Below are 25896 nucleotides of genomic sequence, written 5' to 3'. Positions count from 1 at the left end.
AAAATTTTGGCATGAGCTTTGCAGGCCGTCATGTTTTGGAGGGCGCCCATGCGTGATGGGGATGCCCAAAAGGGGCTAAGCCGCCGGGAACGCCAGATCATCGAGGTCCTGTATCGTCTTGGGGCCTGCTCCGCATCGGAGGTTCACGAGGCGCTCCCGGATGCCCCAAGCAATACAGCGGTACGCACCCTGCTTGCGATCTTGGTGGAGAAGGGCCACGTCGTCCAGCGCCGCGAAGGGCTGAAGAACATCTACGAGCCCAAGGTCCCGAAGGAGGAGATGGCTCGGAGCGTTATCCACGGTGTGGTCCAGAACTTCTTCGATGGCTCGATCGAAAGGGTCGTCGCCGCCTTGCTGGATCCAAGCGAGAGGCCGCTCTCTGAGGCAGAAGTGATACGCCTTCAGGAGTTGATCGAAGATGCCCGCAGGAGGGGATCATGAACCTGGGCCCTGGCTTCGGGGCATTGGCAGCGACGGACGCGCTTATGCGGGCCACCTGCTTGATCGTCGCCGCAGGACTCGTTTCCCTCGCCGTCCGACGCCGTTCTCCGGCCCTCTCAAACTCCGTATGGGTCTTTGCATTCCTTGGCCTTTGCCTGATTCCATTGCTCACCAGCTTGAATGGCCCGAGACTCGCGCTCAAGGTTCTGCCCGCTGTGAGGCCCGAACCGACGGCATCGGCCGGCAAGCTGGATGTGAATGTGCCGAGCTTCGAGGGTGTGGTTCTGCCTGCGGGTCCTCCTTCTATCGAATCGAGTCTTGAATCGGGCCTGGCGGCGGCCGATGGAGAGCGCCAAACGGTCTCCATGCGGCCAAGATTCCGAGTCGATCCGACGCTGGCTGCTTTGGGAGTTTGGGTGCTCGGCGCCCTGTGGGTGCTCTTCCGGCTCTTTCTCGGGACCCTTCGTCTCAGGCGTCTGGCACGGCGGGACACCCGGCCCTTCGCCAAAGAGGCGGGGGCTCGCCAGAACGCCGTGGCAAGCTGTCGCCGCGAGGCACAAGCCCTCTTGGCTCTAAGGATTTCAACCACTGACATACCGCCCTCGGCGATCACTTGGGGGGCGATCAGGCCCACCATCGTTCTCCCCATCGGCGCTCTTGATTGGGCGCCCAACGAATTGGAGGCTGTGCTCCTCCATGAACTCGCCCACGTGCGCCGTAAAGACTCTGCGAAGCAGCTACTCGCGGAACTTGCCTGCGCCCTCTACTGGTTCCATCCCCTCGTCTGGCTCGGCGCGCGAGCCATGAGGTTGGATGCCGAGTTGGCCGCCGACGAAGATGCGCTCAGGTCTGGAATAGCGCCTTCGGAGTACGCTTCCGCGCTGCTGCAGATAGCGCGTGGGGCCGCCGGCCGTACCTCCCCTGTTCTGGGGGCAGGAGTCTCAGCCATGACCCATCCTCGAATTGACAAACGACTCAGATCCATCCTTTCTCCAACGCACTCAACACGGGGCATGACCCGCGTCCAGAGCTTGGCCGCGCTGCTCCTGATGGGATGCGCGGTGACTGCTTTCACAGCCATTCAGTTGGAGCCTCAAGGAGCAGACGCCGAAGCCGCCGAAGCGATGCACCGAGCCAGACAGCTTGGCACGGCCGCTGTTATGTACGCGGCGGATTACAATGACGTCCTGCCATACGTGCAATCCACGGCTTCCGTGGTTCCCGTCCTGGCGCCTTACGCGCGAAACAATGACGTGTTTCTCTCACCAGCCCCTGGAGGGCGATTCCTCTACAACATCAATGTTGGGGGTGTTCGGTATGGCGATATCCCGAAACCGGCAGAGACGCCCCTCTGGGTTGAGCGGCTCTCCGGCGGCCAGGTGCGGGTCGTGACGTTCGTGGACAGCCACGTACAACTCATCAGCGCCAGCCAACGCGGCCAGATCGAGTCTGCGCTGAAGTGGACGTTTAAGCGCCGCTCCAACTCCAGGCCGCTTCCCAAGGGCCACCTGATCAATGATCGTACGGTGGCGAGTTCCCGGGTGAGGTCGCTGATCGCCCGCGCAACCCCCATCGCCAACGGCCAGTACGCTCCAACCGCCGCAGTTGCCGGTTCGGCCAGAGTGGCGGATGCCCCTTTGGCATCAACAGGATCGGCCGCCTCTCGATCACACCCTGCTCCCGTGCCTTTCTCGAGCGTTACGGCTGCAGGAAGTGCTTCCGCTCCTGCGCGCGTCACCGATAGTCTTGGTGGCGCGGCCGTTGCCAGTCCACGCTCCCCGCTCCCGTCGCAGGGCGGGATTGTACGCTCGACGGGCGGCCTGGATGGAACGCTGCGCGCGGCTCCTGGAGCCGCGACGACTCTTCCTTCCGGTCTACAGGAGAAAGCTCTGACGACAGGATCGGCGGCCAGCGGAACAGCCCCCTTGGCATCGGTGCCGAACCTGCCTGGTACTTCGGTAGCCTCCCCAGGCGTTGCGGTCAAGGCGGATCTCACCAGGACAAGGGCAATTGCCCCGCAAGGCGCTGCCACTCTTGAAGCGCCCGCCAAGACAACGGGTGTGCTCCAGGCAGGGGCGCCGACGACGGCGGTAAGTGCCGGCCCGCTCCATTCCGCGGGCCAAGCGACGACGCCAGCTGCGGCGCCGGCGATTTCCGGTCAGTCAACAGCTCCTGCAGCCATCATCGTCGACCGCCCGGTCCGCGCGAGCGCTTCGGCGCCTGCCGCCATCGTGGAGCGTGCGGTGGCTCCTACGATGTACCGGTGGGACGGCAAGGGCTTTGTGCCGGTTTACAGCTCAGCCAAACCATCTGGCAGAACCCCAAAGCCTGGCTTATATCAATGGGATGGCCGTCGGTACATTCCGGTACCGGCATCCAAATCCTCGGCCAAGCGCAAAACGACGAAGACCGCATCGGGCGCCAAACCCCCGATCAAGAAGTAGCCTGCACTGTCGCACCCGCCGGCCAACCCGTGGCCGGCGGGTCCGATTGGGCTTCGCGGTATGCTCGCTCCCTAGCCATGCCGATCGCCTCTCCAATGCCCCCGTTTCCCTCCCTGAGCAAGACGAGCCTCGGGGCGTTTCGGGACTGCGAGCGGCGTTGGGCGCTTCAGTATCAGAAGCACAAGCTCCCAGACGATCTCAAGGTCGATATCTCCCTGGAATCTAAGCTCATGCCGCACAACGCGTTTGTCGGGCAGGTGGTGGACGACACTATCACGGGGGCGCTGCGCACCTACCAAGATAAGGGGCATTGGCCGAAGAAGGTCACACTGGAAGAGGCGGCGAGGAAGTACTTCGATCAATACCTTTCGACCACCGAGCGCTGGATCTACCTGCGCAAGACGCGATCGAAGCCGGAAGAGCTGAAGCGGCAGCCGATCGACCGCGTGTATTACGGACTGCCCTATAAGGAGTCCGAGAAACAGGAGCTCTTCGCCCGAATCGATTCATGCCTCAAGTGCTTCCAGGAGTCGGAGATTCCCGAATGGGTGACCTCATTCGATCCAGGCTATTGGAAGGTGGCCGAGAAGGGCACGGCGCCCTGGTTCGATTGGGACAGAATCGCGGTCTATGCCAAGTACGATTTCGCGATCGTGACCCACGACCACACCTACATCGTGGATTGGAAGACGGGCGAAGCCAAGAAGGAGAGCGAGGCGTCTGCGACGGACCAGCTTCACATCTATGCGAAATACGCGATGTCGGTGTGGGGCTCGCGGCGCGAGGACATGACGCTAAGGTCCGTGTGGCTTTCAACGCGGCCCGAGAAGTGTATTCACGACCAGCCCGTGGACGTGGACGTGCTCGCGAGGCTGTTTCGTGATTTCAAGAAGACCCATGAGGACCTTAAGCAGAGGCTCAAGCGGGCCGATTTCGGCCTGCAGGCGCTCTTCGAGCAGTTCCCCAAGACGGGGTTTCCCAGGCGATGCAAGGGGTGTGCGTTTCACTCGTGCGAGGGGTGGATCGACTCGCAAGGGTACAAGAGGCATGAATAGGCCTTGGGCCTGCCGCTCGCTTCGTCTTGAAAGACAAGGTGAATCTTGCGTTCGCTGACCGACACCATCGTCGCGCCGATTACCGGCCCCGGTCCCGCTCCTGTTGCGACCATCCGCCTGTCGGGACCCGATGCATGGAAGGTCGGGAGCCAGGTGTTCCAGCCCTGGCCCGAGCACCCCGAGCCGATGCGCGCCCTTTATGGGTCGGTAGGTGAAGGAGACGCCTTGGCGCTTCCGTTCGCCGAGGGGCGTAGCTACACCGGAGAGCCCTGCGTCGAGATCTCGGTTCACGGCTCGCGAGCTTCGGTTGTTTCCCTGGTCGAATCGTGTATGAGGTGTGGCTCCAGGATGGCCGATCCCGGCGAGTTCACCTACCGGGCGTTCATGAACGGCCGGATGGACCTTTCTATGGCCGAAGGGGTCGCCGACATGGTTCTGGCGAGCACCGGCCGGCAGCTCAGGCAAGCTGAACTGCACCGCTCCGGGGCGCTGCGCGACCGTGCCCGCGCGATCCGCGGCGTGTTGCTGGATGCCCTGGCGGCCGTCGAGGCGCAAGTTGATTTCAGCGAGGAGGTCGGACCGCTGGACCGCGCTTCGCTGGCCGCCAAGATCGGGGAGGCGATCACTGAGATTCAGAGTCTTCTCCAGACGGCTCAAACCGGGCGCCTCTTGCGTGAGGGGGTTCGAATCGCCATCGTCGGTCTTCCCAACGCCGGGAAGTCGTCGCTGCTCAACGCAATCCTGGGGACCGCCCGCGCCATCGTCACGGACGTTCCCGGCACAACCCGCGATACGATCGAGGAGCAGGTGGAGTTTGGGGGCCTGCTATGGGTACTGACCGACACAGCGGGCCTGCGCGAGACGGGCGATCGTGTAGAGTCGGAAGGCGTGGCGCGCGCGCGCCGGGCACTCGATGAGGCCGACCTCGTGTGGTATGTCTATGACGCTTCCTTGGGATGGACCTCTCAGGATGAGCGGCTCATCACTGAGGCAAGCCGGCCCGCGCTGAAGGTCGCAAACAAGACCGACTTGGCGCCTGGAAGCGAAGGGGACCTCCAGGTGAGCGCCCTTGCGAAATCGGGTATCGAGCTTCTCTTCGAGAGCACAGTGAGCAGGCTGGAGATCGGGGCGGCCGACGATAGGGTTCTCATCCGCGAGCGCCATGCCCCGCTCCTCCAGGGGGCGGTCGAGGGCGCCGAACTTGCCGTTCAGTCCTTGGGGTCCAACGTGCCGCTCGATCTTTCGGCCGTGGGGCTTCAGCAGGCCATCCAGGCCCTTGGCCAAGTCACGGGGGAATCTGGCTCCGAGGACCTCCTGGACTCTATCTTCTCCAGGTTCTGCATAGGTAAATAGGCCGTGATGGGCGGAGCAACGGAACCGGGTCACCCGAAGGTACGTTATACTGATAGAGACAAATGACCTAAGTGTCATAGACTAAAGCTATGCGATTTGAGAAGCTTACGATCAAGGCTCAGGGAGTGCTTCAGGACGCCCAAGCCATTGCCAGCGAGTACAAGCACTCGGCGATCGACGTCGAGGCGATGCTGCTCGCCCTGCTGAGGCAAGAGGGCGGGGTCAGTGGTCCGCTCTTGCTGAAGCTGGAAGTGGACCCCAAGGCCATCGAGGCAGAGGTTCGCGCGAGCCTGGGCCATGCGCCCAGCGTCTCTGGCGAGTCGGCCTCGGTTGCGGCCTCGCTCAGCCCCCGGCTGCAGGGTGTGTTCACCGAGGCGTTCCGACTGGCCGAGAAGATGGGGGACGAGTACGTCTCGACCGATCTGCTGCTGCTTGCCATCGCCAAAGAGGCGGGAGCTTCCGGCAAGCTGCTCCGGTCGAAGGGCGCAACGGAGAAGGCGGTCACTCAGGCCATCGAGGACCTGCGCCAAGGCAGAAAGGTCACCGACCAGGGCGCGGAAGATCGCTACAAGGCGCTCGAAAAGTACGGCGTCGACCTCACCGCAAAAGCCCGTTCCGGCAAGCTTGACCCGGTGATTGGCCGAGACGACGAGATTCGCCGCGTGATTCAGGTGCTGAGCCGCCGCACCAAGAACAACCCGGTGCTCATCGGCGATCCCGGCGTAGGCAAGACCGCCATCGTCGAGGGTTTGGCTCAGCGCATCGTGGCGGGCGACGTTCCCGAGTCCTTGCGCGACAAGTCGCTCGTGGCCCTGGACTTGGGTGCGATGGTCGCCGGCGCCAAGTACCGTGGCGAGTTCGAAGACCGCCTGAAGGCCGTGCTCGATGAGATCCGATCGGCGGAGGGGCAGATTGTGGTTTTCATCGACGAACTGCACACGCTGGTCGGCGCGGGTAAGGCAGAGGGGAGCCTCGATGCGGCGAACATGCTCAAGCCGATGCTGGCGCGCGGCGAGCTGCGCTGCGTGGGCGCGACCACCCTCGACGAATACCGCAAGTACGTTGAAAAGGACAAGGCCCTTGAGCGCCGTTTCCAGCTCGTGCTGGTCGACGAACCGACGGTCGAAGAGACGATCAGCATCCTTCGCGGGCTCAAGGAGCGCTACGAGATTCACCATGGCGTGCGCATCACCGACTCGGCGCTGGTCAGCGCGGCGGTGCTCGGAGCGCGCTATGTAGGGGACAGGTTCCTGCCGGACAAAGCCATCGACCTGATGGACGAGGCCGCTTCGCGCCTCAAGATGGAGATTGACTCGGTGCCGACCGAGATCGACGAGGTTCAGCGCCAGGTTGCCCATCTTGAGATCGACCGCGAGGCGTTGCGCAAGGAAGAGGACGCCGCCGGCAAGGAGCGGCTTGCCGCGACCGAGAAGCGCTTGGCGGAGGTCCAGGAGACCCTCACTGCGCTCAACGCGCGCTGGCAGACCGAAAAGCAGAGGATCGAGCTGGTCCGAAAGACCAAGCAAGAGCTTGAGGACCTGAAGACCCAGCTCCAGCAGGCCGAGCGAGAGGCCGATTGGGGTAGGGCTGCGGAGATCCAGCACGGACTGATCCCGGGCCTCCAAAAGCGCCTTGACCAAGAGTCCGAGGAGCTTGCCAAGGTGCAGGCCGAAGGCAAGATGCTGAAGGAAGAGGTCGACTCGGAGGACATTGCCGAGGTAGTCAGCAAGTGGACCGGAGTTCCCGTAAGCCGCCTGATGCAGGGCGAAATGCAGAAGCTCCTGACCATGGAGGACCGGCTGCGCGAGCGCGTGGTCGGCCAAGACGAGATTCTGCAAGTGATCTCGGATGCCATTAGGCGCTCGCGCTCTGGGCTCAGCGACCCGAACCGGCCGATCGGCTCGTTCCTTTTCCTGGGCCCCACGGGCGTCGGCAAGACCGAGACCGCCAAGGCGCTAGCGGAGTTCCTTTTTGACGACGAGCACAACCTGGTTAGGCTCGACATGAGCGAGTATCAGGAGAAGCACACGGTCGCGAGGCTGATCGGCGCACCTCCAGGCTACATCGGCTATGAGGAGGGCGGACAGCTCACCGAGGCGGTGCGCCGTCGGCCCTATTCGGTCGTGCTTCTCGACGAGGTCGAGAAGGCACACCCGGAAGTCTTCAACGTGCTGCTACAGATTCTGGACGACGGGCGTCTGACCGACGGGCATGGCCGCGTGGTGGACTTCAAGAACACGGTCGTGCTGATGACGAGCAACCTGGGAAGCCAGCTCTACGGGGACCCGTTCTCGGAGTCTTCCGAATTTCCCGACCAGTCCGACAAGTCGGACACGTCCGACATGTCAGACAGGCCCGACCTCTCAGACAAGAGAAGCTCCTTCCAAGAAACCAAGCTGCGCATTCTTGACGAGGTGCGGCACTTCTTCAGACCTGAGTTCATCAACCGTCTGGACGACATGCTGGTGTTCCGCCCACTCGGAGTGGCAGAGATCAAGCAGATCGTACGCATCCAGGTCAAGAAGTTGGCGTCTAGGCTCGAAGAGCGGCGCATCACGCTTTCGCTCTCGGAGGAGGCACTCTTGCAGCTCGCGACCGCCGGCTACGACCCGGTCTATGGCGCGAGGCCGTTGAAGCGGGCGATACAGAACGCGATCATGAACCCGCTCGCGAAGAAAATGCTCCTCGGTGAAGTCGGTGAGGGCCAAAGGGTCAACGTCGGCTATGCCAGTGGGGAGTTCCTGTTTGAAGCAGAATCGGCTGCAAAGTCTGGAGCTTAGGCCATTGGCGTCCGCTGCAGATTTGTACACGATTCATCTCGTTTCCAGATATCTACGATAGACTGGAGAAGTGGCAACCTCGCGAACGACGTTCATTCTAGGATTGGCTTTCGGCGTCGCCTTGGGGGGCGCCTCTTTTTTCGCTGTACACCGGCTGAGAGGGCTCGGACCGCCGCGGACCTTCGATCTTCGGCAGGACCTGCTAGAGCGCGGCAACGCAGACCTTAAAGAGGTCGCGATCACGTTTGACGACGGGCCGCACCCAGAAACGAAGAGGATTCTGGATGAGCTCCGTGCCGCGCGGGCCAAAGCCACCTTTTTCGTGGTCGGCAAGATGATCGACAAGGACCCGGCGCTGGTCCGGCGTCTGCTTTATGAGGGCCACGAGGTCGGGAACCATACCTTCGACCACCTGAGGCTCGAAGGCCGGTCGCGCGAGATGATCCGAGAAGACATCGCCCAATGCCAGCGGGCGTTCTATCGAGTCACAGGCGCCGAAATGAACCTATTCAGGCCACCGGGAATGCGTTACGACGACACGGTGATCCGCGCGGCACAAGACTTGGGTTACGTGACCGTCCACTGGAACGTGGCAGCAAAGGACTTTCAGCCCAAGGCGCCAAGTGAGATCGCCTCGACGGTCTTGCATCAGGTTCGTCCCGGCAGCGTCATCCTTCTGCATAACCATCCGGATACTGCGAAAGCTCTGCCCGCCATTCTCAATGGGCTCGAAGCTCTGGGATATCGAACGGTGAGGGTGAGCCAGATGCTTGCTCGCCTCCCGAGGCCCGTCGTTATCCGAAGCAACGCTTTTGGGGTCAAACTTGACGTCGTGGCGCGCATCGCCAAGACCGAAGCTCGCAAGCCAAGGCAGCGAAAGGGGGTCGAGAAGCGGTATGCCCTGAGGCAGCCAAAAGGGTCAATACCTGTCGATGCCGGGCGCAAGAAAGCGCCGATTCCGTCAGGCGCCCTGCAATAGTGCCCTACAGCTTGCCTGTCTCCTTGAGCACCGGATTGAAGAAGCCGTTCGTGCCTTGGAGCTGGATTTTCCTGCCCCCCGATTCATAGGAAGCGCTTTCGGTCACCGACTGGTACAGCTTCCGATGCAAGTTCTTGTTAAAGACGTTCTCGAAGACGGGGATCCCCCGCACCCCCTTTTTCTTGGCTGGGGAGCAGAAGAGTCGGAGCGCACCGCCGGCAGCGTTGACGATGTAGTTGCCATCAAAGCCCGTAAGCGAGACACTGGCGAACACCGGCTTCGAGACCTTGCCCCAACCCTTGAGCGCACGCGACATGAAGTCCGCGGCAACTTGCCGGGAGGCGATGTCCGGGCCATCGACGTAGAGGTCCACCCAACCCGTGCCCCCGCTGGCGAAGGCCACCCTCGTGCCCGTGAAGCTCTTGCCGCCATAAATCCCCTTGGTAAACGAGTACGCGCCGATCGCATCGCACTTGGTGAAGGCCCCTTTCAGCTCATATTGGCAGGCGTCCTTGCAGGAGCATCCCTCGACGAAGATCCCATGAAAGCTGAAGCGCGTATCGGCAGCGCCTTGGGGCGAGGCAAGAACGAGCGGAATCAGGAGCGGCAAGATAGATGGCATCGATGCAACCTCGGACAAGCGGATTCGGTGAACTGGGCGCCTTTTCCTCTTTGACGCACTCCCCCGAGCCTGGAGTTTCCCAACCGCTGCTCTCGCCATAATCGGAGCGTGAGTCCTTTGTTCCTTTGCTGTGCGCTGGGCACCGTGCAGGCGACAATCCACATGGAGGCCGAAACGGGCCGGCTCGCCGGTGTGGCCGTCGAGACTAAAATCGCCGGCTATCGCGGGCAAGGCTATGTCACCGGCTGGGACCAGGAGGGTGATCATCTTGAGTTCAGGTTCAGAGCCAAGGCTGGACTCTACTCGCTCTCCATTCGCTATCATGCCTCCCAGGAAAAGGGCTTCGAGGTCGCGGCCAATGAAAGGACCTCGGGCGGCATGTTCGAAGCCACGGGAAGCTCTTGGCGAACCCATTGGGCTGGAAAAGTGGAGCTGCGTGAAGGCGCTAACACCTTAAAGCTGAACAAGGGATGGGGTTGGTATGACGTGGACTGGATCGAGCTAACGCCCGCGGTGGTCCCGGTCACTCTGGCGAAGCCGCCGAGACAACTTGCGGACCGGCGTGCGGGAAGGGAAGCCAAAGGCCTTCACCAACGATTGCTAGATGCCTACGGGAAGGCGATGTTCTCAGGCCAGTATGGGGCGGAGGATTGCGCCCTCGTTAAGAGGCTCACCGGTAGGTTGCCCGCGATCCGTGGCGGCGACTTCATGGAGTACTCGCCTTCGCGAGCCGAGCGCGGCGCGGACAACAAACAGGAGTCCGAGAAGCTGATCGCCGCCGCAAGGGCCGGCCAGATCATCACGATCTCCTGGCACTGGAACGCGCCGACGAAGCTGATCGACAAGATGATCACGGATGCCCAGGGCCGCCAGGTGGACGCCAAGTGGTACAAGGGCTTCTATTCCAATGCGACGACGTTCGATGTTGCGGCAGCTCTGGCGGACCCAGCCTCACAGGACTACCGGCTTCTGCTGCGGGATATCGACGCGATCTCCGGAGAGCTGAAGAAGTTCCAGAAAGCGCGGGTTCCGGTGCTGTGGCGGCCCTTGCACGAGGCCGACGGCAGTTGGTTCTGGTGGGGCGCAAAGGGTCCCGAGCCGTTCAAGCAGCTGTGGCGGCTGATGTTCAACCGGATGACAAAGATCCACAAGCTTCACAACCTGATCTGGGTGGCCAACGTGGTCAAGCCTGATTGGTATCCAGGCGACGACGTGGTGGACGTGGTCGGTGTGGACGCTTATCCCAGCGACGTCTCCGATCCCCTGAGCGGGACGTGGGAGTCGCTTCAAGCCCGGGTCAAAGGCAAGAAGCTGCTGGCGATCACGGAGTTCGGCGGTGTCCCGGACCCCGATCGGGCCTTTCGTTTCGGCGCGAAGTGGTCTTACTTCGTCTCATGGCTCGGCGACCAGGGACCGAAGAAGATGTCTTCGGACGATCTCTCCAGGATCTACCGATCCTCTAGAACCCTGAATGCCCCTATCCGAAGCCGTTGATCACAGCCTCTTCTTCTTGATATCGTCCAGCACCTCGTTCGCGGCGGCGATCCCCGAGAGGCACGCCCCCTCCATATAGCCTTGCCAGGAATAAAACGAGTCGGTGTGCTCGCCGGCGAAGTGCAGGTGTCCCGCTCGCAGGCCCTCTAGGCCAGCTATAGAGGTGAACTGCCCAGGCCGATAGCAGGTGTAGGAACCCCTCGCCCAAGGATAGGTAGTCCAATTGGCGAGCCGGGCAACGTAGCTGGCGCCGTTCTTTCGGGCGGCCGACTCGATGCCGGGCCAAATGGGCTCCAAATCGCCAAGAAAGGCGGCCACCTGGCTCTGCAAGTTCGCACTCGTGAGCCCTGCGCCGCGTGGCCCTGCCGAATAGTCGGTCAGAACGGAGGTCGCAGAGCGCAGCGTGGGGTTCGTCTCCCAACAGGTCTGCATATTCGGAAGGTCGGAGTACGCTGCGCCGTTACTGCCGTACTGGGTTAGCCAAGGCGCGCCGTTGAACCCGATCATCGTTTTTGAGTTGGTCCCATACCCAAGCTCGTCGATGGCGCGCCGCTTGTCCGAGCTGAGTCCAAGGCTGGGGTCGAGCGTGATGCTGCGCAGAACCGTGAATGGGAGCGTGACGATGGCCGCATCAGCCACTTCAGGTACCGAAGATCCGTTGAAGTACATGAGCACTTGCCCCGAGCCGTTCTTGGCGAGCTTCGTCAGCACAGCGCCCGTTTCGATCGCGCCCTGAAAGTCGCTCGCGAGGCCGTGAACCACGCCATCGTTGCCGGAAACGATGTGGTAGCGCTCGTCGGAAAAAACTCCGAACGGCGTGAACTTCGACCGCCGGTCGGCATGGATGAAGAGCAACAGGTTGAGACAGGATTGCTCGCTCGCGTCAAGTCCGTACTCGATCTCATAGGCCACGCGCAGGACGGCCCGGATGATGGGTAGGTCGGCGGCGCGAGTGTGCAAGTAGTCCGCGAGGCTGGTCTGGTCCAGCGCCACGTCGGCCGAGGTGTGGGAGAAGAAGGTGGGGCCGCCCGAGAGCGTCTTCATGTCGGCCCTCATGCGCGACTCCAGGACCCGGTACTCGGCGACCACCGCGGACTCGGGGACGTTGGCCCCATCGACGCGATAGGCGACCTCGCCGGGGAGTTTGGAGAGGTCTTCGAGGGGTAGGTTGAAGCGGTTCGCGTATCCCAGCATGGTCTTGTGCGAAGTGTCGATGAGCTCACCGCCGTACTCGGCCACCTGGCCCGGGAAGAGGTTGCGCAGCGAGCTGCAGCGGCCACCGATGCGCGTGTTGCCCTCGTAGATGCGGGCAATCACACCCTTGCTCTGGAGTCGATCAGCGCAAGAAAGCCCGGCCAGCCCTGCGCCGATAATGGCGACGCGAGGCGCGGATGGCGCGTCCGCCGCAGGGCCGAGTCGCCCAACCGGCCCCACCATCGCGGCGGAAGCGATCGCCCTGGCCAACACGTCGCGGCGGGAGGGGCTGCCAACTCCAGGTCTCGCAGCGGCTTCGTGTCGGAGCGTGGCCTTGGCCAAGGATCGAAAGAGGGGGGTTCTGCCAGACATGGTGTGTTGCCTCAAGAGGAGCCAGGATCGAATTGTAAGCGGAATTCAATCTCAAACGGCCTGTCAAAAGTACCTGCATCGAACGATGCGGCAGCCATAGCGCGCGAGTCACAGCGTGCAGCGCCCATCAGGCGGTTCACAACGTCCTTGAAGACAATCGGATGGCCACCGTCCGACAAGGGAGGGGGCCGTTGCCAGAGGAAATCAGCATGAGCGACGCGCAACAGTCGGGCAAACGCCTCCTCCTCGACATGACGAGCTACCAGTGGCTGGTGCTTTTCGCGGCCTGGCTCGGCTGGGGGTTCGACGTCTTCGATGGCCTGCTCTTCAACTTCGTCGCTCCGAACTGCGTGCCCACCCTCCTGGGGCTGGAGATCGGCTCCAAAGAGGCGGCCGCCGCTACCCTCCAATGGACCGGTGTCCTGACCGCCGTCCTCTTGCTTGGCTGGGCTGCAGGGGGGATCCTCTTTGGCAAGGTTAGCGACCATATCGGCCGCACCAAGACACTGCTCCTGACCATGCTCCTCTACGCGATCGGCACGGCAGCGTGCGCGGCGGCGCCCAATATCTGGGTGCTGATGCTTTTCCGGATCGTGGCCAGCCTAGGGATCGGCGGCGAGTGGGCTGCAGGAGCCTCGATGGTCGCCGAGGTCGTTCCGGAGAAGCGGCGAGTCGAGGCGGGAGCGATCCTGTATAGCTCGGCGCCGCTTGGACTGTTTCTGGCGACGTTCGTGAACTATGCAATCGCCAAGAGCTGGCTTGTCGAGAGCCCGTCGACCTCTTGGCGGTGGGTGTTTCTTACGGGGCTGGTGCCCGCGTTTGTCGCGTTGATGGTTCGTGTTTGGGTCAAGGAGCCCGAGCGCTGGAAGCAGGTTTCGGCTTTGCCGAAGCCTCGGATGGCAGAGCTGTTTACACCCAAAATTCGCCCATACGTGGTCAGCGGGCTTTCCATGGCGGTCGTCGCCTTGATCACCTGGTGGAGCTGCAACGCGTTTCTGCCCGTCATCGCCACCCAACTTGCCCAGGCCAAGGCCAAAACCGACGGCCTCGACAAGAGCGCCACGCAAGCGCTGGTGGAGGGTTGGAAGACCTACGCGACTTCGATGTTCAACCTGGGAGGCCTCGTCGGGACGCTCCTGACGGTGCCGCTTGCCAAGCACCTGGGGCGCAAGAAGATGTTCTTCAGCTACTTTCTTGCGGCAGGGATCAGCCTTTATGCCACCTGGGGTCTTGAGCTGGAGCCGACCCAGAGGTTTGCGCTCTGCTTTGCCATCGGCCCTACGGTGTTTGGAGTGTTTGGCAGCTTCACCTATTACCTCCCCGAGCTGTTTCCCACGCGGTTGAGGAGTACCGGGGCTGGGTTCTGCTACAACGCAGGGCGCGTCGTCACGGCAGCCGGACCTTTCTTGGTTGGCATGCTGGCAAAAGGGGGGCCTGCCTCCCTCATGGCCGCGCTGACCTGGGTCAGTGCCGTTCCCATCGTCGGGTTGCTGCTGCTGCCGCTCGTGATCGAGACGCGCGGCAGGGAGCTTGAGGACTGAGGGGCACGGCGCCGCAAACATGGCCTCTCAGCCTTAGGGCCATCGCCAAACCGGAGCGCGAGGCCCGACAAAAAGAGCAAATCGGCCCAGGCGTTTAGCCTGGGCCGATTTGCATCTGGCGACTCGGGAGAGGTTAGGGAACCTTCGTCTGCCACTTGATCTGGTCCATCGTGAAGGTCCAGGACAAGTCCGTCGTCGTCACGTTCGGCCGAAGCACGAATTTGGTCTTCATGCCGCGGCTCGTCGGGTTGACGAAGTTCGCACCCGTCGCCTGGCTCACCGAAATTTGAGTATCGGTGGTCGGCGCTGCGCGAGTGTCCACGAGGACGTATCCGCCGGAGCTATAGTTCCACATGTAGGTGTCGAGCGTGAATCCAGGCCCGCTGGCCTTGACTTCCCACGTGCACGACATCGCTGCCACCACCTTGGCGGTGGTGAAACAGGTCGTTTCAACGATGATCGGGAGGGCGTTGCCCATGCCATCGGCTACTGGCGCGAACGACATGTAGTTATTGTCGCTGTACTTGATGCTGTATCCGAAGCCGGCCGTCTTCGTTCCCTGAAGAGGGGTCGCGCTGGCTGCCGGGATGTAGTACCAGTTGTAGGCGTTTCGGAGGGACTTGTAAGCGTTGACGCGGCCCCTTCCGAACACGGCGTCCTCTCCGGCGGCGCCAAGGTCCTGGCAGCCGACATAAAGGTTGGCTTCAACCGCGGCGGCGGTCAAGCCTCCGGGGTTTGAGGCCATCAGGAGAGCGCAGAGGCCGGTGACGAACGGGGTCGCCATGCTCGTTCCGTCCATCCAGGCATAGCTGCTGGCGCTGCTGAAGTAGGTGGAGCGGATGTTTACGCCGGGGGCCACGCAGTCCACAGACGTGCCGTAGTTGGAGAAGCTCGCACGTGCGTCGGCCGAATCGGTCGCGCCCACGATGATGACGTCGGCCCAATCGAAACCGCTCTGATTGGTGTTGGCGTTGCCGGCAGCCCAACAGAGGAGGCTGTTCTTGGTGACCTTCAAGTAGTTGCCGGTCGTCTGCACGGTGGGATCGTTCACGCCGCTGTACGAAACGTTGACGGCGCGCGCGCCGTTATCGGCTGCCCAGCGGGCGCCCTGTGTCAAGTCGGACATGCTCGCGCTTCCACTGGCCAGGTTGGAGACGCGCACCGGCATGCCCTTGAAGTTCCATCCGATTCCAGTGATGCCTTTTGCGTTGTTGCCCAGCGCAGCCATGGTGCCCATCGTGTGGGTTCCGTGGCCGTGGAGGTCGTTGACCTGGCCACCGCTGGCTTGCGGAAGGTCGTTGACGGCGTTGAAACCGGGAACAAGCTGGCCGACGAACTCTTCGTGGTCAAGGCGTACGCCGGTGTCACAGTTCGCTACGATGATGGTGTTGCTGCCCGAGAAGAGGTCCCAAGCCTGAGGGGTTTGCGCCTTGACGTGGCCCCAGAGATCGGCCCACTGGGTGTCGTTGGGGATGACCGTGGGGTAAACCGTCCAGTCAGGGGTGACGTAGTCGTAGTTGCCCTTTTGGCGAAGCATCAGCACGAAATCCCGATCGGCCATGCCTTGAGGCACCGTCAGGATGTACTCGTCGGTTTCGGGGACGTATTCCTTGACGTCAGCGGCGATATCGGCAGCCGCGACTTTGCGGATAAAGTCTGCCGCCGCCTGGGAATAGCCAAGTTCCAACAGCGTCGAGACTTGCAGGGGCCGAGCTACGACTTGGCCCGAGAACTCCATGACGCCGGGGATCTCCTTGAGCGGCGGCGTGTAGGTTGCCGTATAGGCAAACGCAGAAAGAGCAGTCAGCATCAAGGATGCTGTGGTCAACAGTCTTTTCATAAGGGGAACCTCTCCTAACCCTAAAGGATACATTAGGTGTACATCATATTACGGACAGGAACTGTCGAAACTCGCAAAGTTGCTGTGTCCCTGTGGTCTCAGTGAGCCTAACTTCACTGCTAAGTGTGCTAGTTTTGTCCGGACAAGTTACTTGGCGAAATATTAACTTATTGTGGGTTGGACACCTGTCTTTAGTACTTGGTATGGCGCTCCCAGCGTTTTGTGGTCTGCCGCTCCTGGTGACTTCCCCAGAGGTCGGGCCGGAAAGCGAGCAGCGACCTATCCCTGCCATACTTGTTCATGGTCTCGTTTCGCGAAGGTCTGAGCTTCGACGACATTCTTCTGGTCCCCAAACGCACCGAGGTTCTGCCCTCGGAAGTGGACATCTCCACGACCTTCCTGCCCGGCATCAAGCTGCGCGCTCCCATCGTTTCGGCTCCGATGGACACCGTTACCGACGCGAGGCTGGCCATCGCCATCGCGCGTGAAGGCGGTATCGGCGTCATCCACCGCAACATGCCGATCGATACCCAGGCCGAACAGGTCGACCGCGTAAAGCGAAGCGAGCACGGCGTCATTACAAACCCCATCAAGTTGGAGCCCGAGAAGTCCATTCGTGAGGCCCTGGGACTGATGGAGCGCTTCCATATCAGCGGCGTTCCGATCGTGAACGCGCAAGGAACCCTCGTTGGCATTCTCACCAACCGCGACATCCGGTTCGAAACCGACTTCGATAAGCCCATCTCCAGCCGGATGACCAGCAAAGGGCTGGTGACGGGGCCGGTCGGCACGACTCTTGAGCAAGCGGAGGGCCTGCTCAGCGAGCACCGCATCGAGAAGCTCCCGATCGTCGACGACGAGGGCAGGCTTCAGGGGCTGATCACGATCAAGGACATTCTCAAGGTAAAGCAGCATCCGAACTCTACCAAGGACTCCAAAGGGCGTCTGGCGGTGGGAGCGGCAATCGGGGCGTTGCGCGAGCCCTTTGAGCGGGCCAAGGCGCTCGCGGAGGCCGGAGCGGACTTCATCGTCATCGACGCAGCCCACGGCCAAAGCAAAGGCGTGATGGATTGCCTCAAGATGCTAAAGGCAAAGCTCCCCGACCTGATGGTGATCGCCGGCAACGTGGCTACCCCGGAAGGGGTCAAGGAGCTCCAGCAGATCGGCGCTGACGGAATCCGGGTGGGCATTGGGGCCGGGTCCATCTGCACGACCCGCGTCGTGGCCGGAATCGGTGTACCCCAGTTCACCGCGATCCGCGACTGTTGCTCGGTGGCGAATGATCTCGGGATCCCCACCATCGGCGACGGTGGAATCCGCACTTCCGGCGACGTCGTGAAGAGCCTCGCCGCAGGCGCGAGCTGCGTGATGATGGGGAACATGTTTGCCGGATGCGAGGAGAGCCCCGGTGAGATCGAGATCTATCGAAACCGCGCCTATAAGGTGTATCGCGGCATGGGAAGCATCGGCGCCATGAAGCAGGGCTCCTCGGATCGCTATTTCCAGATCAAGGAATCCGCCGCGGCGCTGGTGCCGGAAGGTGTGGAAGGTCGAGTGCCGTTCAAAGGGCCACTCCACGAGACGATGACCCAGCTCTTGGGTGGACTCCGGTCCGGCATGGGCTACGTCGGGGCATTGAGCCTGGCCGAGCTTCGGCAGAACGCGGAGTTCATCAAGATCACGGGCGCCGGGCTTCGGGAGAGCCATCCGCACGACGTCTGGATCACCAAAGAGCCGCCCAACTACTCTTCACCCTTCGGCAACGAAGCGGGCGAATAAGCATTGTCGGCATTGGCTCGCGGCCAGAGTGCGGGTTTGGAGCGGAGATGCCGCGAAGAGAGGTAAGCATTGGCGATGGGGCGCGACCTCCTGGCTTGGTACGACGCGAACAAACGCGACCTGCCATGGCGCGGCACCGATGACCCCTACGCGGTCTGGGTCAGCGAGGTCATGCTGCAGCAGACCCAGGTCGCAACCGTTCTGCCCTACTACGAACGGTGGATGGCCCGATTTCCGACCCTCGAAAGCCTGTCCGAAGCCGAAGTCGACCGCGCCCTCGAAGTGTGGCAAGGCCTGGGCTACTACCGCCGATGTCGCCATATGTTGGAAGCCGCGAGGCTGCTCGCCACCCGGGGGATCCCCAACGATCGTGACGGCTGGTTAAAGGTCCCCGGGGTCGGGCGCTACACGGCCTCGGCTATCGCTTCAATTTGCTTTGGCGAGGCCGTTGGCGTTGCGGATGGCAACGTTCAGAGGGTGTTTGCCCGAATGGCCGGATGTCCCGACTCTGGCGCAGAACTCGCTCAAAAAGCGCAGGATTGGGCCGACCATCATGTGGACCCCAAACGGCCGGGCGATTGGAACCAGGCCGTGATGGAGCTTGGCGCCACCGTTTGCAAGCCAAAGGCACCCGAGTGCGGCAGGTGCCCACTGGAGCCGGAGTGCGTCGCCCGGCAGACCTGGGCGGTCGAGCGCTATCCGGCGCGTCGCCACAAACCCAGGAGTGTCGCCGTCTTCCGAAGCGCCTGGGCGCCCTTTCTCGATGGCAGGTTTGGACTGCGACGGACACCCGAGGGTCAGTGGTCTGCGGGCCTGTGGGAGTTCCCGTACTTGGACCTCGCCGACGGCGAATCGCCGAACCTCGAAGCTCTGCAGAATGCCTGCGCCGCGGCTTCACTGGAATCGCTGGGCGACTTCAAGCACAGCGTCACGCACCACCGGATACGGGTCGAAGCTTGGCTGGCACGGGTGGAGGCCAAGTCCGGTGAGCTGGAGTGGTTCACGCCGAAGGATTGTGCCGCGCTCCCGATGGCCTCCGCGCAGCGACGGATACTCAAGCGGGCGTGCCGGCTGCTGGGCATCGAGATAGATCGTGGTTAGCCAAGCATCTCGATCGCTTGGGAAAGGGTGAATCTCCCCTCGTAGAGCGCCTTCCCGACAATCACGCCTTCGAGGTTACTAGATGGCAGGGTAGCTAGGGCTTGAAGGTCCGCCAAGCTGGAAACACCGCCGCTCGCGATCACCGGAACGCTGCTTTCACGGAGAACCTCGCCGAGAAGCTCAAGGTTTGGCCCTTTCAGCGTGCCGTCACGCTCGATGTCGGTCACTGCGATGCGTCTGGCGCCCGCCTCGCAAACCCAGCGGACGAGAGAAACGATGGAGGGTCCCGGAGCATCGGTCCAACCCTCCGTGGCCACCTTCCCGGCGCGGCCATCGATCATGGCGACGGCCCGCTCGCCCAGTTCTGCGAGCATCCTCGCCGCACCTTCAGGGTCGTTCACAAGCGCCGAACCGATGATGACCCGGTCTGCGCCCGAATCCAGAGCGGAGTGGGCCGACTCCTGCGTCCGAATCCCGCCTCCGAACTCAATCCGCAGGCCGGTCTGCTCTCTGAGGTGTGCAAGGATGCTCAAATGGTGCGACGTGCCACCTCTCGCGCCATCCAGATCGACTACATGGAGCCACTGCGCGCCCTGCGCCTCAAACGCCATCGCCACCGCGACAGGGTCCTCGGAATAAGCCGTTTCCCTCTCATAATCGCCCTGAAAGAGCCTGACGCACTTGCCTCCGCGCAGGTCGATGGCAGGGAGAATCAGCATGTCGCGAAGTTCCTCAACAGCCGCAATCCCGCGTCCCCGCTCTTTTCAGGATGGAACTGGACACCCCAAACGGAGCCCCGCCGCACCGATGACACAAAGGCCGCACCGTACTCGCAGCGCGAGTCCACATCAGCCTCCACAGCGCACTGAACCGCAAGCGAGTGAACGAAATAGAACTGGCTTGCAGCGGGGATGTCGGCGCCAATCGGCGAACCCTCGCAGAAGCGGACCTCGTTCCATCCTATGTGCGGAATTTTGAGGCCCGAGAAACGGGGAAGGTAGCGGACGCTTCCGGGAATCAGCCCTAGGCCCGGGGTCTCGCCCATCTCCTCACCGACCTCGAAAAGGAGCTGCTGGCCGAGGCAGATTCCCAAGAGGGGCTGTCCTGCGCGGGCAAAGGCCCGTACGTCGTCGGCTAGCGGTGCAAGCCGGGCCATTGCCGCAGCAAAAGCGCCGACGCCCTGGAGGATTAGCCGGTCAACCCCTGAAAGCGAAGTCACGATCTCGCAGGGCGCCTCGACCTGGTTGAGGGCCCGCTCAACGGACCTGAGGTTGCCGACGCCATAGTCCAGGATGCCGATCAATCGCGTTTGCCTTTCGTCGTGGATCCGAGCTTCCGGTCGGTGAGCCTCGAAGCGTCTTTCAGGCCAAGGCCGAAGCTCTTGAAGATCGCTTCTGCGATGTGGTGGTCGTTCGAGCCGGCAAGTACCCGAATATGGGCGGTAACGCCCGCGTGGCTCACGAACGCGCGGAAGAACTCGCGGATGCACTCGGTAGAGAGCTCCCCGATCTTCTCCCGCTGAAACTGGGCGTCGAACGAAAGGTGCGGCCTGCCGGATAGGTCGATGGCCGTGAGCACGAGCGCCTCGTCCATCGGCGTGTGGTTCGAGGCGTAGCGGGTGACGTTGAGCGAGTCACGCATCGCCTCGCGGAACGCGGTCCCCAGCACGATCCCGACGTCCTCGACGACGTGGTGGTCGTCCACGTGGAGGTCGCCCTCCGCCTTGATTCCCAGATCGATCGAACCGTGAAAGGCCAGCAAGGTGAGCATGTGGTCAAAGAACCCGATGCCCGTGCTGATGTCCTGCTTCGTGCCGCCGTCGAGGTCCAGCACGACCTGCACGCGCGTCTCGCGCGTTTCGCGCTCCAGTTCGGCATAGCGAACGCCTGGTGTGCCTTTGCTCATGGGCGGTGAGTTTACTTAACCCATGCCCGGGCGCGAAGTCGGCCGCGTCAGAATCGGGGAATATGCGGGGTCTGCAGGCGCTAATCCTATCCGAATGCCGGACCCAAGTCCTTCTTGAGCAGGGCTCTGGCTCTGAATAGCCAAGACTTGACCGTGCCTTCCGGCTTCTCCAGCGCATGGGCGATCTCGACCACGTCCATGTGCTTGTAGTGGCGCATGCGGATGATCTGGCGATAGCGTGCCGGCAGCCGGTCGATCGCCTCCTCCAGAGCATCGCCCCTCATGCGATCGGTCGCGCTGTCGTGCAGGGACTGCCCGGGGTCTTCGAGCATGTACTCGTGCTGATCGAGCGGTTCGCCGTCGCGCTTTCGGGCGCGGACGGCGTCCACGCAGCAATTCGAGCAGATCCGGCAAAGCCAGGGCCGAATCGGGCGGTCCGGATCAAAGTCCTTCAAGCTGCGGAGGGCTTTGAGCAACGTCTCTTGCACGGCGTCCTTGGCGTCGTCCGCGTTTCGCAGCATGCGAAGGGCCAGGCTGTAGAGGGTTCCTCGGTGAAGATCGACGAGCAGATCGAAGGCCACGGCCTCACCGGCCTGCGCTCTTCGAACGAGATGGGGCTCCCACCCGACGATCTTTTGACTCTTGGTTTTCACCTATTCTGTTTCTCCCGAAGCTCTCCGCAGAAGGCCCGGATAGCTCCGACACTTCCATTGTGGGGGCAGTTCTATAGGGGATGGCGGGCACTAGGACCCTTATGGGCCGATAGGCCCGGGACCTTTGATCAGGGTTGTCCGGCGGGCGTTTCAGGTGTCCGAGTAGGCAAGAATGAAACGAATTCTCTACGAAACGGTACGGGCGGCCCAGCGCGCTTCCGATCATACGGGTATGGCGTTCCTGCGTCGCCTCGTCCAAGAGCTGCTCATCGTGAGCCCGTTCTTGCTCCTTCTCAGCATCGCCGTGGGAACCCGAACGCATGTGGACACGTTCGAGCCGGTGGCTTACCCCGCTTGGATGCAGTCGCGGATTCGCGCCTACATCGATCCTGTATCACAGGTCGAAGCTATCGTGGAGCAGGGCCAGCCGCACGTGCAGCCCGAGGCCACACGGGAAACGGCGTTCCTCTGGCTGAAGGAATTCGACGAGGGCAAGCTCAGGGAACTCCCTTCGATGCACTCCGACGACTCGATGCGTGAAGGCGTCAAGAACCAGATTCTTCAGGCGGCAGACGCGCTCTGCAAGGGGCTCGGACAGATGGGAAGGAACGCCCTTCGCGGGGGCAACGCGAAACGGGCTTCGGCTGACGTGCTGCTCGCGATCGAACTGGCGCAGAGGCTCAAGTACAACGATCTCTACTCCGTTGGCATGATGAGCCAGAGGCAGAGGAACCTCTTGGAGATCCTCGCCAATGCGGCCCCTGGGCTGGACGCCGAGGCGAAGCGGGCGGCGCGGTCGCGACTGGTAGCTGTCATGGAGTCGAACCAATCCTTGGCGCCGATCGTCGTTCGAGCCAGGCAGCACTGGGCGGCGTCGCAGGTCTCAGGTGGCAAGGTCGCGCTCTCGATCGAGGACGTTGGCCGTCTGGTCTCCAACGAAGGTTGGGCCAGCAATCAGCCCGTCCAACAGCAGGTCGAGCAAAGGTTGAACCGAATGCTATTTGCCAGCCGGGCCTCCGATCTTCCTGAATACGTTTCGGAAACCGGCTACGCCGGAACCATGGAACAGGCAACGGCGCGCACGATGCGCGACCTGATTGAGATGCTGAAGTAGGCGCTTGGCTCTACAGCGCCCTAGTTCCCGGAGACCCACATCACGCCGTTCCGCTTTTCGATCTGCTTCGAAAGATGCTTGCTAAGCGACTGGAAGGCATCCGTGGAATCGAATTTCCAGGCCACCGATTGGGTCAAGTCCACATGCTCGAGGGCCAGGGGTACGCGGAAGTGGTCGGCGAATGCGATCGCGAAGTCCTTCAGCGTGCCTTGACCTTGGAGTGTCACCGAAGGCTTTTGTCCAGGAATCGCTACGAACGTCGGCTGGCTGCCCTCCACGTCGATCTCGAGCAAAAGGGTTTCGTCGCGCTTGTTGGTGAGCGCGCTTGTCAGAGTGTCCTTGTTGGCCACTACTCGCTGTTCAAGGACCTCGCCGCCGTAGTTTCGAAGAATGACCCGCTTGCTTCCTGCGCTTTGATAAACCAGCGTGAGACCCTTGTCGTCCTGTTTGAGGCTGAGCTGGCCGGGCGCGGCGCTGCCGAGAACGCCGGCAGGAGTCGGGCCGACGCTTCCCGAATTCAGTTGAGTGATCGCCGTCAGAATGGCGGCAACCGCCAGTCCCCCGACCGCCAGGCTCTTCCACCACTGGAGGAAGCCAGCCGGCTTGGACCGTTTGGCTTCCCACTGGGCTTTGTCGATGCGCGCCATGATGCGCTCGTGAAGGTCGAACTCAGGCTCCTTCACCGGCTCGGCGAGCAGGCTCAGCGAACCCATGGTGAGGCAAAAGGCGTCGTATTCGGCGCGCAGCGCGGCGTCCGCAGCAAGCTTGCGCTCCAGGGCTTCCTTCAGCCCCTTTTCCAGCTCGCCGTCGTGGTAAGCCGAGAAAAACTCCTTTGCCTTTTCAGTCGTCATGGTAACTCCTGGCGGTTTGACCTCGCTATATCTGGAAAAGTTCCATTCGGTCCGCCAATAGCTCTCGAATCGAAAGCCGCGCCCGGTTCAGGCGGCTCTTAACGGTCCCAATCGGAAGGTCGAGCGATTCGGCGATCTCCTCGTAAGCGAGCCCTTCGCCGTGGTACATCACGATCATCGCACGCTGATACTCCGGCAACTGGCTGACGGCCTCTTCGAGGGCTCTCTGACGTTCCGAGGTCTCAGCCTGCTCGTGGGGCGAGGGATCCTCGTCCTCGACTTGGCGGTCCAGTTCCCCATCGGTGGTCTGGAGCGTCGCCTCCAGGCTCACCGTCTGCCGGGATTTCTCCTTCTTCTTCAGGTCGAGAAAACAGTTTGTGAGGATACGATAGAGCCAAGTCGTGAAGGCGCTTTGGCCCTTGAAATTCGGAAGAGCGTTGTTGACCCTTACAAACGCATCGGCCACCACGTCCGCTGCTTCCTCGGGATTCGAGGTCAGCCTGCACGCGTACTGATAGGCGCGGCGCTCGTGCTTGCGGATGAGGTCGTCGAAGGCGGACCGGTCGCCCTTTTGCGCCCGCTCGATCAAGACTTGGTCGTCCAACTGGCTGCTCATGGGGTGGTCACGGATTTCTGGCCGCCGGTCATGGCGTCCTTGATGGCGCGCTGTTCTTCCTGCGAGAGGTTCCTTTCGCTTCTGCCACCGACAAGGGATTTGCAGTAAATACGGCTGTCGGCCCTTCCCGTGATGCCGTTCAGCACGAATCCGTCCCCGCGATCGTCGAACAGCGCCAGAGCGAAGCTCTGCGCGCCCCCCACGTCGTCGAAAGCATCGTAGCGAACCGCACCCAGATGACGCTTGGCGGATTCCATTCGGCCCTCGAGCTCAGAGATTCGACCTTCGAGCATCGCAACCTTCTTTTCAAGCTCCAGCCGCTCCTTGAGGTGCTCCAGCAGCATGCGCTCCACCTGCTCGCCTCGGGCGCCCTCGAACATAGCGTTCCAGACGCTTCGCATGGACCGCATCGCCGCCCTCTGGCGCAACGACCAATACACGAGAAAGCCGACGGCCACGATCAGCAAAGCGAGAATCTCGCCGGCGTGTTGAGCTATGCTTTTGAGAGCGCCGTCCATGGTAACTGAGCCAGGGCGCGGGTCCCCTGTGCAAGAGAGTATAGCGGACCGACACTGAGAGAAGAGCTTCTGGAGCCGGTACGTATGAGTTCAGCGGGAGGAAAAGGCGCGCGCACCGGCTTTCTGGCGACCCTTTTGCTGCTGCTTGCGCTCGCGGTCTTCTTCTACTTGAGCTTTCGAACGGTGGTGGTTTCGGGCCACTCCATGGAGCCCACTTACCACGCCGGCGATAGGCTCCTGGCCAGCAAAGCCTATTGGCTCATCGGCGCGATCAAACGCAAAGACATCGTGGTCCTCCGCGATCCGGTCGACTCCAAGGGCTACATCATCAAGCGGGTTCTGGCTCTTGCGGGCGAAGTGGTGGACTACGAGAACCTGGGCAGCGATTGGAAGCTCAGCCAGGGCGACTACACCGTTCCCACCGGCGAGATCTACGTGATCGGCGACAACCGAGCAGTCTCGGAGGACAGCCGCAAGTTCGGCTCCGTGCCCGTTTCGAGCGTGATCGGCAAGATCGTGTATATCGCGCCCGGCAACGCCGGAATGTCGGTCCTGATCTTCGTCTGCGGCTTTCTCATGATCGGGCTCCTCTGGTTTTCAGTTAAACTGCTTGCCAAGAAGTGAAGCGATTTCCGACCGGCAAGTACGGGCGTCAGTCCCTCAGGTTTTTCCCGGCGCCCTTTCGTGCGCCGCTGAGGGCTTTCGCCGGCCTGCTGTTCGCGTGGTCGGAGGACCGCGTGCTGATCTGCGACATCTGCGACCGCGGATGGTGCATCCCGAGCGGCCGGGTCGAGCCGGATGAGGACTCTCGGGAGGCGGTGATCCGAGAGGCGCTCGAAGAGGGCGGCGCCATCGTCAGCCAAGTGCAATACATCGGCTGCTACCAGATCTGCGAGCGCCAGGAGGTTCGGTGGGCCGATTGCTACGCCGGGACGATTGACGATCTTGTGGAAATCACGGTTCCGGCGGAGTCTCGGGGCAGGCAGCTTGTCTTGGCGCACGAACTCCCGGCCGTCTATCACCAATGGAACGAGCTCACGAGCAAGGTCTTCGACTATTCACGTGAAGTCGTCGACCGATCAAACGGTTCGACATAAGAACATGCTGAAGAAGGTGTAGCGCGGGCTAGGAAGATGCTGAAGACGGTGTAGCGTGGGCGTCTCGCCCGCGTTGGCCGGGTTCAAACATGGACCGGCGAAAGCCCGGAAGACGCCTATTTCCGCAGGCTCCTGGCCGCCGTTGGC

At 62.1% G+C, this 25896-nt stretch carries 23 protein-coding genes; 13 read left to right on the top strand and 10 right to left on the bottom strand.

The annotated features are described in order from the left end of the window. Nucleotides 1-48: 48 nt before the first annotated feature. The 6 genes from HZC36_12380 (at nucleotide 49) to HZC36_12355 (ending at nucleotide 9052) form a co-directional block, all read left to right on the top strand. On the top strand, nucleotides 49-441 hold the full coding sequence (locus tag HZC36_12380; protein ID MBI5707772.1) for a BlaI/MecI/CopY family transcriptional regulator: 393 nt from the start codon (nucleotides 49-51) through the stop codon (nucleotides 439-441). After that, a complete protein-coding gene (locus HZC36_12375) occupies nucleotides 438-2885 on the top strand; it encodes a hypothetical protein (GenBank protein ID MBI5707771.1) in 2448 nt (815 codons plus the stop codon). The genes HZC36_12380 and HZC36_12375 overlap by 4 nt, the downstream gene beginning before the upstream one ends. A 77-nt stretch (nucleotides 2886-2962) precedes the next feature. Then, nucleotides 2963-3940 (top strand): PD-(D/E)XK nuclease family protein, encoded by a 978-nt coding sequence (locus HZC36_12370; GenBank protein ID MBI5707770.1) that lies wholly within the window; start codon nucleotides 2963-2965, stop codon nucleotides 3938-3940. Nucleotides 3941-3985: 45 nt separating this feature from the next. After that, nucleotides 3986-5293 (top strand): tRNA uridine-5-carboxymethylaminomethyl(34) synthesis GTPase MnmE, encoded by a 1308-nt coding sequence (gene mnmE / locus HZC36_12365; GenBank protein MBI5707769.1) that lies wholly within the window; start codon nucleotides 3986-3988, stop codon nucleotides 5291-5293. A gap of 89 nt (nucleotides 5294-5382) precedes the next feature. Continuing rightward, nucleotides 5383-8073: an ATP-dependent chaperone ClpB gene (clpB, locus tag HZC36_12360; GenBank protein ID MBI5707768.1), complete on the top strand. Its 2691-nt coding sequence runs from the start codon at nucleotides 5383-5385 to the stop codon at nucleotides 8071-8073. 70 nt (nucleotides 8074-8143) lie between these two features. After that, entirely contained in the window at nucleotides 8144-9052 is a 909-nt protein-coding gene (locus HZC36_12355) for a polysaccharide deacetylase family protein (protein MBI5707767.1), read from the top strand. 4 nt (nucleotides 9053-9056) lie between these two features. Here HZC36_12355 and HZC36_12350 read toward each other — a convergent pair whose 3' ends face one another. Further along, nucleotides 9057-9674: a hypothetical protein gene (locus HZC36_12350; protein ID MBI5707766.1), complete on the bottom strand. Its 618-nt coding sequence runs from the start codon at nucleotides 9672-9674 to the stop codon at nucleotides 9057-9059. 108 nt (nucleotides 9675-9782) lie between these two features. Between HZC36_12350 and HZC36_12345 the strand changes: the two genes are divergently transcribed. Then, a complete protein-coding gene (locus HZC36_12345) occupies nucleotides 9783-11168 on the top strand; it encodes a beta-mannanase (GenBank protein ID MBI5707765.1) in 1386 nt (461 codons plus the stop codon). Here the strand turns inward: HZC36_12345 and HZC36_12340 are convergent, their stop codons facing one another. Beyond that, nucleotides 11169-12734 carry an FAD-dependent oxidoreductase gene (locus tag HZC36_12340; GenBank protein ID MBI5707764.1) on the bottom strand — a complete coding sequence of 522 codons (1566 nt, stop codon included), beginning with the start codon at nucleotides 12732-12734 and terminating at the stop codon, nucleotides 11169-11171. A 209-nt stretch (nucleotides 12735-12943) separates the two neighbouring features. Here HZC36_12340 and HZC36_12335 point away from each other — a divergent pair, with 209 nt between their 5' ends. Then, nucleotides 12944-14275, top strand: a complete 1332-nt coding sequence (locus HZC36_12335; GenBank protein MBI5707763.1) for an MFS transporter — start codon at nucleotides 12944-12946, stop codon at nucleotides 14273-14275. 133 nt (nucleotides 14276-14408) lie between these two features. Here HZC36_12335 and HZC36_12330 read toward each other — a convergent pair whose 3' ends face one another. Further along, a complete protein-coding gene (locus HZC36_12330) occupies nucleotides 14409-16115 on the bottom strand; it encodes a S8 family serine peptidase (protein MBI5707762.1) in 1707 nt (568 codons plus the stop codon). Nucleotides 16116-16415: 300 nt separating this feature from the next. Between HZC36_12330 and guaB the strand changes: the two genes are divergently transcribed. Beyond that, the gene (gene guaB / locus HZC36_12325; protein MBI5707761.1) at nucleotides 16416-17894 is read left to right on the top strand and encodes an IMP dehydrogenase; all 1479 of its coding nucleotides are present in this window, start codon (nucleotides 16416-16418) and stop codon (nucleotides 17892-17894) included. A gap of 75 nt (nucleotides 17895-17969) precedes the next feature. Further along, nucleotides 17970-18995: an A/G-specific adenine glycosylase gene (locus HZC36_12320; protein MBI5707760.1), complete on the top strand. Its 1026-nt coding sequence runs from the start codon at nucleotides 17970-17972 to the stop codon at nucleotides 18993-18995. Here HZC36_12320 and hisA read toward each other — a convergent pair. From hisA to HZC36_12300, 4 genes are all read right to left on the bottom strand, one after another. After that, nucleotides 18992-19714 carry a 1-(5-phosphoribosyl)-5-[(5-phosphoribosylamino)methylideneamino]imidazole-4-carboxamide isomerase gene (gene hisA, locus HZC36_12315; GenBank protein MBI5707759.1) on the bottom strand — a complete coding sequence of 241 codons (723 nt, stop codon included), beginning with the start codon at nucleotides 19712-19714 and terminating at the stop codon, nucleotides 18992-18994. The genes HZC36_12320 and hisA overlap by 4 nt on opposite strands. Then, nucleotides 19708-20298 carry an imidazole glycerol phosphate synthase subunit HisH gene (gene hisH / locus HZC36_12310; GenBank protein MBI5707758.1) on the bottom strand — a complete coding sequence of 197 codons (591 nt, stop codon included), beginning with the start codon at nucleotides 20296-20298 and terminating at the stop codon, nucleotides 19708-19710. Before hisH ends, hisA begins: the two co-directional genes overlap by 7 nt. Further along, nucleotides 20295-20900: an imidazoleglycerol-phosphate dehydratase HisB gene (gene hisB, locus HZC36_12305; protein MBI5707757.1), complete on the bottom strand. Its 606-nt coding sequence runs from the start codon at nucleotides 20898-20900 to the stop codon at nucleotides 20295-20297. Before hisB ends, hisH begins: the two co-directional genes overlap by 4 nt. Nucleotides 20901-20986: 86 nt before the next feature. Beyond that, entirely contained in the window at nucleotides 20987-21553 is a 567-nt protein-coding gene (locus tag HZC36_12300) for an RNA polymerase sigma factor (GenBank protein ID MBI5707756.1), read from the bottom strand. Between the two features lie 172 nt (nucleotides 21554-21725). Here HZC36_12300 and HZC36_12295 point away from each other — a divergent pair, with 172 nt between their 5' ends. Then, on the top strand, nucleotides 21726-22667 hold the full coding sequence (locus HZC36_12295; GenBank protein MBI5707755.1) for a hypothetical protein: 942 nt from the start codon (nucleotides 21726-21728) through the stop codon (nucleotides 22665-22667). 20 nt (nucleotides 22668-22687) lie between these two features. Here HZC36_12295 and HZC36_12290 read toward each other — a convergent pair whose 3' ends face one another. The 3 genes from HZC36_12290 to HZC36_12280 are packed head-to-tail and all read right to left on the bottom strand — an operon-like array spanning nucleotide 22688 to nucleotide 24652. After that, nucleotides 22688-23518: a hypothetical protein gene (locus HZC36_12290; protein ID MBI5707754.1), complete on the bottom strand. Its 831-nt coding sequence runs from the start codon at nucleotides 23516-23518 to the stop codon at nucleotides 22688-22690. A 25-nt stretch (nucleotides 23519-23543) separates the two neighbouring features. Then, nucleotides 23544-24134 (bottom strand): sigma-70 family RNA polymerase sigma factor, encoded by a 591-nt coding sequence (locus tag HZC36_12285; protein ID MBI5707753.1) that lies wholly within the window; start codon nucleotides 24132-24134, stop codon nucleotides 23544-23546. Next, nucleotides 24131-24652 (bottom strand): DUF4446 family protein, encoded by a 522-nt coding sequence (locus tag HZC36_12280; GenBank protein MBI5707752.1) that lies wholly within the window; start codon nucleotides 24650-24652, stop codon nucleotides 24131-24133. The genes HZC36_12285 and HZC36_12280 overlap by 4 nt, the downstream gene beginning before the upstream one ends. 84 nt (nucleotides 24653-24736) lie before the next feature. Here HZC36_12280 and lepB point away from each other — a divergent pair, with 84 nt between their 5' ends. Continuing rightward, nucleotides 24737-25276 carry a signal peptidase I gene (gene lepB / locus HZC36_12275; GenBank protein ID MBI5707751.1) on the top strand — a complete coding sequence of 180 codons (540 nt, stop codon included), beginning with the start codon at nucleotides 24737-24739 and terminating at the stop codon, nucleotides 25274-25276. Further along, a complete protein-coding gene (locus HZC36_12270; GenBank protein ID MBI5707750.1) occupies nucleotides 25273-25749 on the top strand; it encodes an NUDIX domain-containing protein in 477 nt (158 codons plus the stop codon). Before lepB ends, HZC36_12270 begins: the two co-directional genes overlap by 4 nt. Nucleotides 25750-25896: the final 147 nt, after the last annotated feature.

The organism is Armatimonadota bacterium, from assembly GCA_016223145.1.
Taxonomy (GTDB): Bacteria; Armatimonadota; Fimbriimonadia; order Fimbriimonadales; family Fimbriimonadaceae; genus Nitrosymbiomonas.
The sequence above is the reverse complement of the archived record's forward strand: the minus strand, read 5'-3'. Positions and strand labels throughout refer to the sequence as shown.

Coding starts and splice junctions, on each gene's coding strand:
- HZC36_12290 (MBI5707754.1), bottom strand. CDS start 23,518: ATGACGACTGAAAAGGCAAAGGAGTTTTTCTCGGCTTACCACGACGGC.
- HZC36_12375 (MBI5707771.1), top strand. CDS start 438: ATGAACCTGGGCCCTGGCTTCGGGGCATTGGCAGCGACGGACGCGCTT.
- HZC36_12280 (MBI5707752.1), bottom strand. CDS start 24,652: ATGGACGGCGCTCTCAAAAGCATAGCTCAACACGCCGGCGAGATTCTC.
- guaB (MBI5707761.1), top strand. CDS start 16,416: ATGGTCTCGTTTCGCGAAGGTCTGAGCTTCGACGACATTCTTCTGGTC.
- HZC36_12330 (MBI5707762.1), bottom strand. CDS start 16,115: ATGAAAAGACTGTTGACCACAGCATCCTTGATGCTGACTGCTCTTTCT.
- HZC36_12380 (MBI5707772.1), top strand. CDS start 49: ATGCGTGATGGGGATGCCCAAAAGGGGCTAAGCCGCCGGGAACGCCAG.
- HZC36_12350 (MBI5707766.1), bottom strand. CDS start 9,674: ATGCCATCTATCTTGCCGCTCCTGATTCCGCTCGTTCTTGCCTCGCCC.
- HZC36_12285 (MBI5707753.1), bottom strand. CDS start 24,134: ATGAGCAGCCAGTTGGACGACCAAGTCTTGATCGAGCGGGCGCAAAAG.
- clpB (MBI5707768.1), top strand. CDS start 5,383: ATGCGATTTGAGAAGCTTACGATCAAGGCTCAGGGAGTGCTTCAGGAC.
- HZC36_12335 (MBI5707763.1), top strand. CDS start 12,944: ATGAGCGACGCGCAACAGTCGGGCAAACGCCTCCTCCTCGACATGACG.
- HZC36_12295 (MBI5707755.1), top strand. CDS start 21,726: ATGAAACGAATTCTCTACGAAACGGTACGGGCGGCCCAGCGCGCTTCC.
- hisB (MBI5707757.1), bottom strand. CDS start 20,900: ATGAGCAAAGGCACACCAGGCGTTCGCTATGCCGAACTGGAGCGCGAA.
- lepB (MBI5707751.1), top strand. CDS start 24,737: ATGAGTTCAGCGGGAGGAAAAGGCGCGCGCACCGGCTTTCTGGCGACC.
- HZC36_12370 (MBI5707770.1), top strand. CDS start 2,963: ATGCCGATCGCCTCTCCAATGCCCCCGTTTCCCTCCCTGAGCAAGACG.
- HZC36_12320 (MBI5707760.1), top strand. CDS start 17,970: ATGGGGCGCGACCTCCTGGCTTGGTACGACGCGAACAAACGCGACCTG.
- hisA (MBI5707759.1), bottom strand. CDS start 19,714: ATGCTGATTCTCCCTGCCATCGACCTGCGCGGAGGCAAGTGCGTCAGG.
- HZC36_12340 (MBI5707764.1), bottom strand. CDS start 12,734: ATGTCTGGCAGAACCCCCCTCTTTCGATCCTTGGCCAAGGCCACGCTC.